The following is a 13434-nucleotide window of genomic DNA, read 5'->3' as shown; positions in this document are numbered from 1 at the left end:
CCCGGCCGGCCGCGGCGCCGCGCGCGCCCCGCGCCCCGCGGGAGGAGGAGCCGATCCCGATCCAGCCGCCGCCGGGCTCGGCGACGGGCGAGCCCTATTGAGGGGAGGGCGAGGCCAGGGGCTCGACCTCCTGCGTCTCGCCAGCCAGGCGCAGGAGCACCTGCCGCAGCCAGCGATGGGCCGGATCGTCGTCATAGGAGGCGTGCCAGAGCATCGAGACCGCGACCGGATCGAGCTCCACCGGCACCGGGCTCACCGTGAGGCCGAGGGCCCCGGCGAAATAGGTGGCGAGGCGGGCGTGCATGGTGGTGATCACCGGCGCCGCGCGCACGAGGAAGGGCACCACGAGGAAGCGCGGCGTCGTCACCGCGAGCGTGCGCGAGAGGCCGAGCTTCGCCAGGGCGTCATCCACCACCCCGTGCGCCGTCTCGCGCAGGCTGGTCAGGATGTGCGGGAAGCGCAGGTAGTCCTCCAGGCTGATCGGCGGCGCGAGCCCGACCTGGGCGGCGTCGAACAGGCAGACATAGCTGTCGCGGTAGAGCAGGCGCCGCTTGTGGTGCATCTGCCCCTCCGAGAAGAAGCCGATGGCGAGATCGAGCCGGTCGGTGTCGAGTTCCTCCAGGATGTGCGTGCGGTCGACGGAGCGCAGCAGCAGGCGGATGCCGGGCGCCTCGGCGCGGAGATAGGCCAGCAGCCGCGGCCCGAGCAGCACCTCCGTCGAGTCCGGCAGGCTGATCGTGAAGGTCCGCTCGACGGTGCGCGGATCGAAGCTCTCCTCGCGCCGCACCAGGGACTGGATCTGCCGCAGGGTTCGGCGCACCGGCTCGGCCAGTGCTAGCGCCCGCGGGGTGGGACGCATGCCCTCGGGCGCGCGGGTCAAGAGTTCGTCGCCGAGGAGGCGACGCAGGCGCGCGAGGCTCGAGCTCATCGCCGATTGCCCGATCCCGACCCGGGCCGCCGCGCGGGTGACGCTCCGCTCGGTCAGCAGGGCATCGAGGGCCACCAGCAGGTTGAGATCCACCCGCGCGAGATCGACATGATCGATAGTCATTAGCGATACAATCGGTTTGATCCATGCTGCATCGCGAAACATATTCCCGTCACGGCCGAGGGCAACGGGCCCCGGCACCGACGAGAAAGTTTCAGCACCATGATCACCCGGACCATCCGCACCGTCATCGCCGCGGCGCTCATCGGCGCGGCCGTCCCCGCCGCGGCTGCCGAGATCGGGGCCGCCGCCGGCTCCAGCGTCAGCCTCGGCACCCTCTCGGGCGTCGCCTACTACACGCAGGAGGCGAAGGGCTATCGCGTCGTCGTCACCCTGGCGCCGCGCGCCGCCGCGCCGGCCGTCCGCTTCGAGGCGGTGCTCGCCCCCGATTCCAGCGTGACGCTCTCCACCCCGAACGCGGTCGGCGGCGCCCCGACCGCCCTTGAGATCGCCCGCGTCGGTGACCGCGTGGTGGTCTCGGAGCCCGGTGCCGCCCGCACCGTCCGCGAGGCAGCGGCGCTCAACTGACGCCCCTGTGAAACCCACACCCCTCCGCATCGACCCCTCGGTGCGGAGGTGTCCGGCGTGACGAGCGCCGGGGTCGATCGCGTCCAGCCCGCGGGAACGTCCGCGAAAGCCGCAGCCTTATGCTAGAGCTATGCGGTGACGCGGGAGGGGCGCCGGCCACTTGATCGACGAGCGGAGCGACACGCGCCCCCGGGCGCGCGGAACCGATTTTCTCGCCGGCGGCGGAGAGATGGGTGCGCGCATGCGCGCCTACGACTGGTCGCAGAGTTCGCTGGGTCCGCCCGAGACCTGGCCGCAAAGTCTGAAGACCGCGATCGGCATCGTGCTCGCCTCGCGCTACGCGATGTGGATGCTGTGGGGCCCGGACCTCACCTTCTTCTGCAACGATGCCTACCGCCCGACCCTCGGCGTGAAGGGGACTTGGGCGCTCGGTGCCCGCTCCGACCGGGTCTGGGAGGAGATCTGGCCCGATATCGGCCCGCGCATCGACCATGTCCTGGAGACCGGCGAGGCCACCTGGGACGAGGGCCTGCTGCTGTTCCTGGAGCGCTCGGGCTTCCCCGAGGAGAGCTACCACACCTTCTCCTACTCGCCGCTCACCGACAATGCGGGCGCCATCGCCGGCATGCTCTGCGTGGTCACAGAGGAGACCGAGCGCGTCGTCGGCGACCGGCGCCTGCGCCTGCTCGGCGGGCTCGGCGGGCGCTTGGCGCGTTCGCGCACGCGCGAGGCGGTGTACGAGGCGGTCGCGCAGAGCCTCGCCGAGACGCCGGACGACGTCCCCGCGGCCCTGCTCTACCTGTTCGACGGCCAGGGCACCGCCCGGCTCGCCCGCGCGGTCGGCTTCCCGGCCGGGCACCCGGCGGCGGCGCCCGCCATCGCGGCCGGGGCGGCGGAGGCCTGGCCGCTCTCGGCGGTCGGCGCCGAGGCCGTCCTCGTCGAGGCCATGCCCGGCGGCGGACCGCCGCTCGGCCGGCCGGGCTGGGGCCGGCCGATCGCGGGGGCGCTGCTCGCGCCGATCCTCGGCCAGGGCGAGGACCGGCCGGTGGGCGTCCTCGTTGCCGCGCTCAACCCGCACCGGCCGCTCGATGCGGGCTATCGCGGCTTCGTCGGCCTGCTCGCCGGCCAGGTCGCGGCGGGACTCGCCAGCGCCGAGGCCTACGAGGCCGAGCTGCGCCGGGCCGAGGCTTTGGCCGAGCTCGACCGAGCCCGCACCGTGTTCTTCTCCAATGTCAGCCACGAGTTCCGCACGCCGCTGACGCTGATGCTGAGCCCGCTCGAGGAGGTGCTGGCGGGGCCCGGGGCGGCTTTGCCCGCCGATACGCGTCTCCTCGTCACGGTCGCCCACCGCAACGGCCTGCGCCTGCTGCGCCTCGTCAACGCGCTCCTCGATTTCTCCCGGGTCGAGGCCGGCCGCGCCACCGCCCGGTTCGAGCCGGTGGACCTCGCCGGCCTTACCGCGGAGCTCGCCGGCAACTTCCGCTCCCTGTGCGAGCAGGCGGGCCTCGCCTTCGCGGTCGATTGCCCCGCTTTGGCGGAGCCCGTCGCCGTCGACCGCGACATGTGGGAGAAGGTGGTGCTCAACCTCCTCTCCAACGCCTTCAAGTTCACCTTCGAGGGCGGCATCGCGGTCTCTCTCGGCGCCGAGGGCGACCGAGTCGTGCTCGCGGTCTCGGATACCGGCATCGGAATCCCGGCCGCGGAGGTGCCGCGCCTGTTCGAGCGCTTCCACCGTGTCGAGGGCGCGCGCGGGCGCACCATCGAAGGCAGCGGCATCGGCCTTGCCCTGGTGCAGGAGCTGGTGCGGCTCCATCAGGGCGAGATCGCCGTGGAAAGCGCGCCCGACCGCGGCAGCACGTTCCGCGTCTCGCTGCCGCTCGGGCGCGCCGTCACGGAACCGGGCGCCGTGCCGCCACGGGCGGCTGCCTCCACCGCGGTGCGGGCCGAGGCCTTCGTCGAGGAGGCGCGGCGCTGGCTGGAGGGCACGGCGGGCGTGCCCGACGCGGTCGCCGAGCTGCGCGACCTCCTGCCGGCCGATGCCGCGCCGCGCACCGGGGCCGCGGGCGGGCGCGTGCTTCTCGCCGACGACAACGCGGACATGCGCGAGCATCTGCGCCGCCTGCTCGCCCGCGAGGGCTACGCGGTCGTTGCGGTCGCCGACGGGCAGGCGGCGCTGGAGCGCGCCTGCGACGATCGGCCGGATCTGATCCTCACCGACGTGATGATGCCGCGCCTCGACGGGTTCGGCCTGCTCCAGGCGGTGCGGGCCGATCCGCGCTTGCGCGAGGTGCCGGTGATCGTGCTCTCGGCCCGTGCGGGCGACGAGGCCAAGGTCGAGGGGCTGGATGCGGGCGCCGACGACTACCTGACCAAGCCCTTCTCGGCGCGCGAGCTGCTGGCCCGCGTCGGCGCGAACCTCCAGCTCGCCCGGGTGCGGCGGGAGGCGGCGGACGCGCTGCGCAGCCTCAATGCGAGCCTCGAGAGCGAGGTCGCCGAGCGCACCGCCGAGCGCGACCGGGTCTGGCGCGATTCCCGCGACCTGCTGGCCGTGCTCGGCAAGGACGGGGTCTTCCGCGCCGTCAACCCGGCCTGGACCGCGATCCTCGGCCTCGACCCGGCCGAGGTGGAGGGCCGCAGCTTCCTCGACTTCATCTGGCCGGAGGATGCGCAGGCGAGCCGCGCCGCCCTCGACGAGGCCGCCGCGGGCCGCAACCTCACCGGCTTCGAGGACCGCTACCGTCACGCCGACGGCTCGCCCCGCTGGATCTCCTGGCACACCTCGCGCGAGGGCGACCTCGTCTACGCCTACGGGCGCGAGGTCTCCGCCGAGAAGAGCCAGGCCGAGGCCCTGCGCCAGACCGAGGAGGCCCTGCGCCAGTCGCAGAAGCTCGAGGCGGTGGGCCAGCTCACCGGCGGGGTGGCGCACGACTTCAACAACCTGCTCACCATCATCCGCTCCTCGGTGGATTTCCTGCGCCGCCCGAACCTCCCCGAGGAGCGCCGTCGCCGTTACCTGGAGGCGGTCTCCGACACGGTGGACCGTGCCGCCAAGCTCACCAGCCAGCTCCTCGCCTTCGCCCGGCGCCAGGCCCTCAAACCCGAGACCTTCGAGGTCGGGCTCGTGCTCCGCGCCATGGCGGACATGATCGACACGGTGACGGGCGCGCGGGTGGCGGTGGTGACCGAGCTGCCGGAGATGCGCTGCTACGTCCATGCCGATCTCAGCCAGTTCGAGACGGCGCTCGTGAACATGGCGGTGAACGCCCGCGATGCCATGAACGGCGAGGGCATGCTGACGCTGCGCCTCACCTGCGGCGGGCGCCTGCCGATGATCCGCGGGCATGCCGGCAGCGCCGCTCCCTTCGTGGCGATCGCCCTGGCGGATACCGGCTCGGGCATCCCGCCCGAGGTGCTGGGGCGGATCTTCGAGCCCTTCTTCACCACCAAGGAGGTGGGCAAGGGCACCGGGCTCGGCCTCTCCCAGGTCTTCGGCTTCGCCAAGCAGTCGGGCGGCAACGTCGACGTGACGACGGCGCTCGGGCACGGCACCACCTTCGTCCTCTACCTGCCCGAGGTATCGCCCGAGGCCGATCCCGAGCCCGAGGAGGCGGCGGAGCGCCCGGTTCCCGCGGGCGCCGGACGGCGCGTCCTCGTGGTCGAGGACAATGTCGAGGTCGGGCGCTTCGCGACCCAGACCCTGCAGGATCTCGGCTACGTCACCACCTGGGCGGCCAATGCCGACGAGGCGCTGGCCTGCCTGGAGGCGGACCCCGCCGGCTTCGATGTCGTCTTCACCGACGTGGTGATGCCGCGCATGAACGGGGTGGAACTCGCCCGGGAGATCCGTCGCCGCCGCCCGGGCCTGCCGGTGGTGCTGGCCTCGGGCTACAGCCATGTCCTCGCCGAGGAGGGCCACCACGGCTTCGAGCTTCTGCAGAAGCCCTACTCGGTGGAGGACCTTTCCCGCGTGCTGCGGCAGGTCACGCGTCGCCGCCGCGCGCCGCGGTCGGCGGGGTGATCGTCGCGACGCGCGACCGGCACCGTCCCTGCGGCTTACGCCGCCAGATGCAGGATCGTCCGCGCTTCCGCGGGCGTGGCGATGCGGCGGCCGTGCCGGGTCACGGCTTCGGCAGCGAGGCCGACGAGCTCCGCGTTGCTCGCGGCGAGCCGGTCCTTGGTGACCCGGATGTTGTCCTCCAGGCCGGTGCGCACCGCGTCCGCGCCGCGGGCGAGCGCCCAGTCCATCACCCGCGCCTGGTTGCGGCCGATCCCCGCTGCCGTCCAGGTCGCTTCGGGCAGGACGCGCCGCAGCTCGGCCAGCAGGATGTCGAGCAGGTGCTCCTCGGCCGGCATCGCGTTCTGCACGCCCATCACGAACTGCACGTGGGGGCGCGCATCCATCAGCCCTGCCTCCACGAGGCGCTTGGCCCCGTGCAGGTGCGACAGGTCGAAGATCTCGATCTCGGGGCGCACCCCGAAATCCTTCATCTGCGTGGCGAGGTCGCTCACCAGCGTGGCGTGGTTCTCGTAGACGATCGAGGGAAAGTTGACCGAGCCGGTCGACAGCGAGGCCATGTCCGGCCGGTGCTTGAGCGAGAGACCCCGCTGGCTCGGATCGCGCCCGCGCCCGCCGGTGGAGAACTGCACGATCATGCCGGGGCAGTGCCGGCGCAGGCCCTCCTGCACGGCGGCGAATTTGTCGGGATCGGAGGAGGGACTCTCGTCGTCGTTGCGCACGTGGATATGGGCGAGCGTCGCGCCCGCCTCGAAGGCCTGGTGCGTGGACTCGATCTGCTCGGCGACCGCGATCGGAACCGCCGGATTGTCCTTCTTCCGCGGCACCGAACCGGTGATCGCCACCGCGACGACGACGGGGGCTTCTGCCATGACGCTGCACTCCTCCTGAAGGCGGGCATCCGCGCCCGGCCTGCCTCGGCCCCCGCGCCCAGATAGCGGGGATCGCAGCCCTGCGCAGCCTCGGACGGCCGGGAGAAGCGACATCCGCCGCCGCCTGCCGCGCACGCTACGAAAAAAGCCCCGGCCGGAGCCGGGGCCTGGCGATGCAGGCTCGGATGGAGACCTTACTTGCCGACGACCGCGCCGTCGGGGCCGACCTTGACCTCCTGTGTCCGGTCGGCGAGCGCCACCGAGATGTCGTACTGCACGGCGCTGCCGTCGCGCTTCACCTCGGCCTCGTAGGCCTTGCCGCCGCCCGCCTGCTTCTCGGCGACGGCCAGCGCGTCCTTCAGCGAGGTCTTCGCGTTCTGGAAGTCGGCGGTCTTCAGCCGGGTGAAGTAGCGCTCGATCGGCTGGTTCTCGCTCTTGTAGAGCGCGCCGGTATCGGCGTTGATGCCGTACTCGACCAGCTTGCCGTCCGGATAGACGACCTTGATGCTGTAATGGTTCGGGTTCTTGCTGTCGGCCTTCTCGAAGTCGGCGTCGATGGCGCGGCCCTTCTCGCCCTGGCTCTCGGCGGTCTGCAGCGCCTGGGCGAGGCTGACCTTGCTCATCTTGGCGACCTGCCACTCCTTCATGTCCTTGGTCGCCTGGGCGTCGGACGGGGTGGTGCCGGTGGCGGCGGGGTGGTCCGCCTTCGGGGCGGTGGTGGGGGCCGGCGTCTGGGCGAGGGCGAGGCTCGTCGAGAGGGCGAGGAGGCCGGCAGCGGTGGCGAAACGGGTCAACATGGCGGGGATACCCTCTGTCCGGGATATTCAGGACCCCATGAACGTCGCTCGCGCCGAGATGGTTTCCTGTCCTGTCGCAGCAATGTCGACCTGCCTGTCAGGCCCCCGGCGCATGCGACGCCGGCGCGGGCTTGCGCGGGCCCGATGTCCCGCGCAAAGCAGCCCCATGATCCCGCCGCTGACCCGTGAGACCGAGGCCCCGCCGCTCTACGTCGCCGCCTGCGCGGAGTTGCGGGCCCGCGGCTTCGAGGGCGACCTCACCCTCACGGCGGCCGACCGCACGGTCTTCTCCACCGACAACTCGATCTATCAGGTCGAGCCCGGCGCCGTGGCCTTCCCCAAGGGCCGCGACGACCTCGTGCGCATCGCCCGCCTCCTCGACGATCCGCGCTTCGACGGGCTCGTGCTGCGCCCCCGCGGCGGGGCGACGGGCACCAACGGCCAGTCGCTCGGCGGCGGCCTCGTGGTCGACACCTCGCGCCACATGAACCGCATTCTGGAGATCGACGTCGCGAACCGCACCGCGCGCGTCGAGCCAGGCGTGGTGAAGGACCAGCTCAACCGGGAACTGGCCAGGTACGGGCTGTTCTTCGCGCCCGAGCTCTCGACCTCCAACCGCGCCACCATCGGTGGCATGATCTCGACCGATGCCTGCGGCCAGGGCTCCTGCCTCTACGGCAAGACCCGCGACCATGTCCGCGCCCTCACCTGCGTGCTCACCGACGGCACGGTCTGGACCGCGGCGCCCCTCGACGCGGCCGGGCTCGAGGCCGCCAAGGCCCGCACCGACCGCGTCGGGGCGATCCACCGCATTGTGGATGCCGTCATCGGCGAGAACGCCGCGCTGATCACGGAGCGCTTCCCGAAGCTCAACCGCTGCCTCACCGGCTACGACCTCGCCCATGTTCGCGACGGGGAGGGCCGCTTTGACCTCAAGAGCCTGATCTGCGGCGCCGAAGGCACGCTCGCGCTGATCGCCGAGGCGCGGCTCGCCGTGCTGCCGATCCCGAAGGCGGCGGCTTTGGTCGCACTGAGCTACGTCGATTTCGATGCCGCGCTCCGCGACGCCCGCGCGCTCCTGCCCTTCGGCGCGGCCTCGGTCGAGACCATCGACTCGACCGTGCTGGGCCTTGCCCGCAACGATCCCGGCTGGGCCGGCGTGCAGGCTTTCTTCCCCGATGATCCGGCCGGGCGGCGGATCGACGGCATCAACCTCGTGGAGTTCGTGGGGGACGACGAGGCGATCGTCGAGGCGGCGCTCGCCCGGCTCACCGATGCGCTCGCGGCCGAGGATCATGCGGCCCGCATCGGCTTCACGGTGGCGCGGGGCGCGGCCATCGAGCGGCTCTGGACCATGCGCAAGAAGGCGGTGGGCCTGCTCGGCGCAGCCAAGGGCGATGCGCGGCCGATCCCCTTCGTGGAGGACACCGCGGTGCCGCCCGAGGTGCTCGCCGACTACATCGCCGAGTTCCGCGCCCTGCTCGACGGCAAGGGGCTGCGCTACGGCATGTTCGGCCATGTCGATGCCGGCGTGCTCCATGTCCGCCCGGCCATCGACCTGAAGGATCCGGCGCAGGGTCCGCTGATCCGCGAGGTTACCGAGGGCGTCGTCGCGCTGACGCGGAAATATGGCGGCCTGCTCTGGGGCGAGCACGGCAAGGGCTTCCGCTCCGAGTTCGTGCCGGCGGTGTTCGGGCCGCTGGTGCCGGCCCTGGAGGCGATCAAGCGCGCCTTCGATCCGGACGACCGGCTCAATCCCGGCAAGATCGCCTCCGCGCGCGGCGCGCCGCTCACCCCGATCGACGGGCCGACCCGGCGGGGCGAGCTCGACCGCACCATCCCGGCGCCCGTGCGCGCGGGTTTCGACGAGGCGCTCCACTGCAACGGCAACGGCGCTTGTTTCAGCTTCGATACGGACGAGGCCATGTGCCCGTCCTGGAAGGCGACACGGGAGCGGCGCCACTCGCCCAAGGGCCGTGCCTCGCTGATGCGCGAGTGGCTGCGCCTTGCGAGCCGGGCGGGCGTCGATCCGCAGGCCGCGCTGCGGGCCGAGCCGGCGGGCTGGCTCGGCCCGGTGGCGGCGACCTTTCGGAACGGCTTCCGGAGCCGGTCCGCTCCCGACGAGGACTTCTCCCACGCGGTGAAGGAGGCGATGGACGGCTGCCTCGCCTGCAAGTCCTGCACGGGCTCCTGCCCGATCAAGGTCGACGTGCCGAGCTTCCGGGCGAAATTCCTGGCGCTCTACCATCAGCGCTATGCGCGGCCCTGGAAGGACCACCTCGTCTCGGCGCTCGAACCGGCGCTGCCGCTCGCCGCGCGGATGCCGGCCCTCGCCAACCGCCTGCTCGGCAACCCGGCAGCGCAGGCGCTCCTCCGCCGCGTCGGGCTGGTGGCGATCCCGGACCTGTCGCAGCCCCTGGCGCAGGCACTCCGGGGCCTCGACGTATCCCGAGCCACGCCCGCTTGCCTGCGGGCCCTGTCCGAAGCCGAGCGGGCACGCTCGGTTGTGGTGGTGCAGGATGCCTTCACCAGCCATTTCGAGGCGCCCGTGGTGGCCGCTCTCTGCGCCCTGCTGATCGAACTCGGCTTCCGGCCCTGGCTCGCGCCCTACCGGCCGAACGGCAAGCCGGCCCATGTCCACGGCTTCCTCGCCCGCTTCCGGCGGATCGCCGGGGCGAACGCGGCGATGCTGCGGGCGCTCGAGGAGGCGGGCGTGCCCCTCGTCGGCGTCGATCCTTCCATGACGCTGACCTACCGCTCGGAATACGCGCAGGCGCTCGGACCGGAGAACGCACCGAAGGTGCAACTCGTGCAGGAATTCCTGGGGGCCCGGCTCGACCGCATCGCCCCGCGGGTGGCAGGCGCGGCAGGCGAGCCCATCCGCCTCCTGCCCCATTGCACCGAGCGCACCAACGCGCCGGCCGCCGTGAAGGACTGGCAGGCGCTGTTCGCGCATCTCGGCCTGCGGCTCGACGTGCCGGCGGCGGGCTGCTGCGGTATGGCCGGCACTTACGGCCACGAGGCGCGGCACCGCGCCACCTCGGAGGTCATCTACGGCCAGAGCTGGGCGCGCCACGTGGCCGAGACGCCGGACGGGCTGCTGGCCGACGGCTATTCCTGCCGCTGCCAGGCCAAGCTGGTGGACGGGCGGCGCTTGCCCCACCCGGTCGAGGCGCTCCTCGCCCATGTCCGCTCGGCCGCCGTGCGGCGGCCGGATGCCGAAGCCCTTCCGACCCCCGCTGCCGCCTGACGGAGAGCCCATCTTGGCCACGCCGACCTATACCTGCGAGCACGTCCACCTGCGCAGCCGCGACGCAGTCGCGGCCGGGCACTTCTACGTGGAGACCTTCGGCGCCCGCGAGACCGCCCGGATCGGCACGCCGGTGAGCCGCGTCGTGCTCGATCTCGGTGGGCTGACCCTGTTCATCGAGCAGGTCGGCGACGAGATCGCCCCGGCCGCGACGCCGCCGCATCGCGGCATCGAGCATCTCGGCCTGCGCGTGCCCGACATCGAGGCCGCGGTGGCCGATCTCACCGCCCGCGGCATCACCCTGGTCGCCGGGATCACGCAGGTGAACCCGCATCTCCGCACCGCCTTCCTCGACGGGCCGGACGGCGTGCGCATCGAGGTGCTGGAGCGGAAGCCCGCGTGATCCGAACCGCATGATCCCCGCCATTACGGGGGAGCCTATCCCGTTCTCGACCTCATCCTGAGGCGCTTCCGCGCAGCGGAAGCCTCTGAAGGAGCCCTCCAGAGACCTTATCGCTTTCCGGAGAGCTCCTTCGAGGCCGCTGCCGCGGCACCTCAGGATGAGGTAGGCGGATGGGATGGATCTGCCTTCGCAGCTGCGATCGACCTATCCGAGAGCGGGCGCTCAGCAACCCGCCAGCGCCGCCTCGAGCCGCGTCGCGATCCGCCCGAGGGTGCGGCCGAACAGGGCCGGGTCCTGCAGGGCGCTCGCCGTGACCAGGGCGCCCTGGATCGCCGTTACCGTCTCCTCGGCGAGGTCGAGAGCCAGGGCCTCCGCCACCCCGGCCCGGACGAGAGCTGCGGCGACCGCGTCGCGCCAGGCGGCGAAATAGGCGTCGATGCGCTGGGCGAAGGTGTCGCGCACCGCCCCGAGCGCGAAGGCGCCGACGAGGCAGATGCGCTGCCCGGAGCGGAAATAGGCATCCGTTACCGCCAGCATGGCGCGCAACGACGCGGCCGCGTCCGGATCCTCCCGCAGGGGGCGGAACATCCGCGTCTCGAACCAGGCCTCGATCCCGTCGAGGACGCAGGCCGCCATCTCCGCCTTTCCGCCGGGGAAGAAGTGGTAGAGGCTGCCCTTGCCGAGCCCGGTCCGGCTCGAGATCACGGTCAGGCTCGCGCCCTCGAAGCCGTGCTCGCGGAACACCTCCGCCAGCACGGGCAGGACCGCTTCCCGCGTCTGCGGCGGCTTCAGAGGCCGAGATCCGTCAGGCCGGGATGGTCGGCCGGGCGCGGGCCCGAGCGATCCCAGCGGAACAGGCGCTCGCCCTCGCCGATGGCGAGGTTGTTGATGCTGGCATGCCGCTCGGCCATCAGGCCGTTCTCGGCGAAGTCCCAGTTCTCGTTGCCGTAGGCGCGGAACCACGCCCCCGCCTCGTCGTGGAACTCGTAGGCGAAGCGCACGGCGATCCGGTTCTCGGAGAAGGCCCAGATCTCCTTGATCAGGCGATACTCGTGCTCGCGGGCCCATTTGCGGGTGAGGAAGTCGACGATGGCCGGCCGGCCCTGGAAGATCTCCGAGCGGTTCCGCCAGCGGCTGTCCGGCGTGTAGGCGAGGGAGACCTTCTCCGGATTTCGGCCGTTCCAGCCGTCCTCGGCAGCGCGGACCTTCTGCATCGCCGTCTCCAGGGTGAAAGGTGGCAGCGGCGGGCGGGTCTCGGACATGTGCGGCTCCTCGGACGGTTGATCGAACAGGCTCTGTACCGATCGGTACAGAGCCTGGCGGCGCCCGTCAAGGCCGGTTCAGAGGAGGTAGACGGTGCCGTGCAGCCGGAACACCTTCGGGCAATTCGCCTCGTCCACGAGCCTCTGCGCGTCTTCCATCGATATCCGCCGCGCCTGCGCGATCTCGGGCAGCGTCATCCACGTGGCCTGCATGGTCATGTCTCCGTTCGGAAGCAGAACGAGCAAGACCGGCCCGGGTTTCCGGTCCGCCGCGAGACGCGTGACGGACGCAGCAATGGCCGGACCATAATCCGCGATGCCGGGTGCGGAGCATCACGTCGTGACGGACGGCGCGTGCCTACATAGATCTCGTACCGACGATGAGGCCGGAACAAAGGGCCTCGATTTCACGAAGGAGAGAGTTAAAGGCATGAAGACCCGTATCGCTGCCATCGTCACCGCTTTTATGCTGGGCGTTGCGCCCGTTTCTTCCGCGATGGCCTTCAGCGACTCCGCCCGGACGACGATCTACCGCTTCGGTGATCCCGAGACCACCGGGTCGATCGGGGTCCACGACACGCCGTTCTACGAAGCCTGCCCGATGAGCTCGGCTGCCGAGGGCAATGCCAACCAGCAGACCCGGCCGGTCAAGCAGTATGGCCAGACCGCGGGCGGGACCCGCTGCTGAATGGACGGACAATCATGCTGCTGAAAGCCTTTTCCTACGCGATGATCGCCGCCTTCGCCTGCGGTCTCCTGGCCACCGTGATCGGCTCGGCCGGCGTGCTGGCCGGCCTGTAGTTCGGACGGGCGGCGGGAGACGGAAGTTCCCGCCGCCCGTGCCGTCGTCGCCACGGATCCTCGGGTGTGATCTTCCGAGATCATGCTATGCCGGTGCCTCGTCTTTCCGAGATCCGGATCGGGCCGAGCCGATATTCGGCTTTGTCCCGTTGATTTTTTCCCTCGACGCTCCGGCCTTCGCATCGGTTCGAACGCGACGATCAATTTTTTTGCTCATTCGGGCTCGAAGACAAGTCTTATCGTGAGGGGCTAGGAGCGGAAAGCGCTCTTGGATGTTAAGTCCCGTTTTACCGGCGGGACCATACGTTGTGTCCATTGCAGGCCGGCTCCCCCCCCCCCTCGCAACGAGGGGGCGGGGCGGGGGGGGGGGCCCCCCCAGGGCCCCCCCCCCCCCCGCCCCGGGGGGGTTCCCCCCAAAAACCCCCCCCCCCCCCGGCCGGCCCGCCCCCCCCCCCCCGTGCCCGGACCCCCTCCCCCCGCCCCCCGCGCGGCGCCCCCCCCCCCCGCCCGCCGGGGGG

Annotated in this window: 11 protein-coding genes; 5 read left to right on the top strand and 6 right to left on the bottom strand. The window is 71.7% G+C overall.

What is annotated here, in order from left to right; all coding sequences use genetic code 11:
• Nucleotides 1-94: 94 nt before the first annotated feature.
• Entirely contained in the window at nucleotides 95-1051 is a 957-nt protein-coding gene (locus MTDSW087_RS28490) for a LysR family transcriptional regulator (RefSeq protein ID WP_144768968.1), read from the bottom strand.
• Nucleotides 1052-1150: 99 nt separating this feature from the next.
• Between MTDSW087_RS28490 and MTDSW087_RS28485 the strand changes: the two genes are divergently transcribed.
• Nucleotides 1151-1516 (top strand): hypothetical protein, encoded by a 366-nt coding sequence (locus MTDSW087_RS28485; RefSeq protein ID WP_144768966.1) that lies wholly within the window; start codon nucleotides 1151-1153, stop codon nucleotides 1514-1516.
• A gap of 229 nt (nucleotides 1517-1745) precedes the next feature.
• Nucleotides 1746-5534: a response regulator gene (locus tag MTDSW087_RS28480; protein WP_144768964.1), complete on the top strand. Its 3789-nt coding sequence runs from the start codon at nucleotides 1746-1748 to the stop codon at nucleotides 5532-5534.
• A gap of 35 nt (nucleotides 5535-5569) precedes the next feature.
• On the opposite strand, the gene MTDSW087_RS28475 is transcribed toward MTDSW087_RS28480, so the two are convergent.
• Complete coding sequence (locus tag MTDSW087_RS28475) at nucleotides 5570-6403, bottom strand: 3-oxoadipate:acetyl-CoA acetyltransferase (RefSeq protein ID WP_144768962.1); 834 nt, start codon at nucleotides 6401-6403, stop codon at nucleotides 5570-5572.
• Nucleotides 6404-6597: 194 nt separating this feature from the next.
• Nucleotides 6598-7200, bottom strand: a complete 603-nt coding sequence (locus tag MTDSW087_RS28470; RefSeq protein WP_144768960.1) for a PepSY domain-containing protein — start codon at nucleotides 7198-7200, stop codon at nucleotides 6598-6600.
• A 166-nt stretch (nucleotides 7201-7366) separates the two neighbouring features.
• On the opposite strand from MTDSW087_RS28470, the gene ydiJ reads away from it, so the two are divergent.
• Both ydiJ and MTDSW087_RS28460 read left to right on the top strand, forming a co-directional pair.
• Entirely contained in the window at nucleotides 7367-10450 is a 3084-nt protein-coding gene (ydiJ, locus tag MTDSW087_RS28465) for a D-2-hydroxyglutarate dehydrogenase YdiJ (protein ID WP_144768958.1), read from the top strand.
• Nucleotides 10451-10463: 13 nt separating this feature from the next.
• Nucleotides 10464-10853 carry a VOC family protein gene (locus MTDSW087_RS28460; protein ID WP_238179403.1) on the top strand — a complete coding sequence of 130 codons (390 nt, stop codon included), beginning with the start codon at nucleotides 10464-10466 and terminating at the stop codon, nucleotides 10851-10853.
• Nucleotides 10854-11075: 222 nt separating this feature from the next.
• On the opposite strand, the gene MTDSW087_RS28455 is transcribed toward MTDSW087_RS28460, so the two are convergent.
• The 3 genes from MTDSW087_RS28455 to MTDSW087_RS30520 all read right to left on the bottom strand — a co-directional run bounded on the left by MTDSW087_RS28455 (nucleotide 11076) and on the right by MTDSW087_RS30520 (nucleotide 12334).
• On the bottom strand, nucleotides 11076-11609 hold the full coding sequence (locus MTDSW087_RS28455; RefSeq protein ID WP_238179405.1) for a TetR/AcrR family transcriptional regulator: 534 nt from the start codon (nucleotides 11607-11609) through the stop codon (nucleotides 11076-11078).
• 32 nt (nucleotides 11610-11641) lie between these two features.
• A complete protein-coding gene (locus tag MTDSW087_RS28450) occupies nucleotides 11642-12115 on the bottom strand; it encodes a nuclear transport factor 2 family protein (protein ID WP_144768954.1) in 474 nt (157 codons plus the stop codon).
• A 78-nt stretch (nucleotides 12116-12193) separates the two neighbouring features.
• A complete protein-coding gene (locus MTDSW087_RS30520; RefSeq protein WP_186384038.1) occupies nucleotides 12194-12334 on the bottom strand; it encodes a hypothetical protein in 141 nt (46 codons plus the stop codon).
• A gap of 211 nt (nucleotides 12335-12545) precedes the next feature.
• On the opposite strand from MTDSW087_RS30520, the gene MTDSW087_RS28445 reads away from it, so the two are divergent.
• Nucleotides 12546-12803: a hypothetical protein gene (locus MTDSW087_RS28445; protein ID WP_144768952.1), complete on the top strand. Its 258-nt coding sequence runs from the start codon at nucleotides 12546-12548 to the stop codon at nucleotides 12801-12803.
• The last annotated feature ends 631 nt before the right edge of the window (nucleotides 12804-13434 follow it).

This window comes from Methylobacterium dankookense (assembly GCF_902141855.1).
Lineage (GTDB): Bacteria > Pseudomonadota > Alphaproteobacteria > Rhizobiales > Beijerinckiaceae > Methylobacterium > Methylobacterium dankookense.
Note: the sequence above shows the minus strand (reverse complement) of the source record. Positions and strands in the feature narration are given on the sequence as shown.

Excerpts from the sequence above, each read along its gene's own strand:
- MTDSW087_RS28490 (WP_144768968.1), bottom strand. The coding sequence starts at position 1,051 with ATGACTATCGATCATGTCGATCTCGCGCGGGTGGATCTCAACCTGCTG.
- MTDSW087_RS28485 (WP_144768966.1), top strand. The coding sequence starts at position 1,151 with ATGATCACCCGGACCATCCGCACCGTCATCGCCGCGGCGCTCATCGGC.
- MTDSW087_RS28480 (WP_144768964.1), top strand. The coding sequence starts at position 1,746 with ATGGGTGCGCGCATGCGCGCCTACGACTGGTCGCAGAGTTCGCTGGGT.
- MTDSW087_RS28475 (WP_144768962.1), bottom strand. The coding sequence starts at position 6,403 with ATGGCAGAAGCCCCCGTCGTCGTCGCGGTGGCGATCACCGGTTCGGTG.
- MTDSW087_RS28470 (WP_144768960.1), bottom strand. The coding sequence starts at position 7,200 with ATGTTGACCCGTTTCGCCACCGCTGCCGGCCTCCTCGCCCTCTCGACG.
- ydiJ (WP_144768958.1), top strand. The coding sequence starts at position 7,367 with ATGATCCCGCCGCTGACCCGTGAGACCGAGGCCCCGCCGCTCTACGTC.
- MTDSW087_RS28450 (WP_144768954.1), bottom strand. The coding sequence starts at position 12,115 with ATGTCCGAGACCCGCCCGCCGCTGCCACCTTTCACCCTGGAGACGGCG.
- MTDSW087_RS30520 (WP_186384038.1), bottom strand. The coding sequence starts at position 12,334 with ATGACCATGCAGGCCACGTGGATGACGCTGCCCGAGATCGCGCAGGCG.
- MTDSW087_RS28445 (WP_144768952.1), top strand. The coding sequence starts at position 12,546 with ATGAAGACCCGTATCGCTGCCATCGTCACCGCTTTTATGCTGGGCGTT.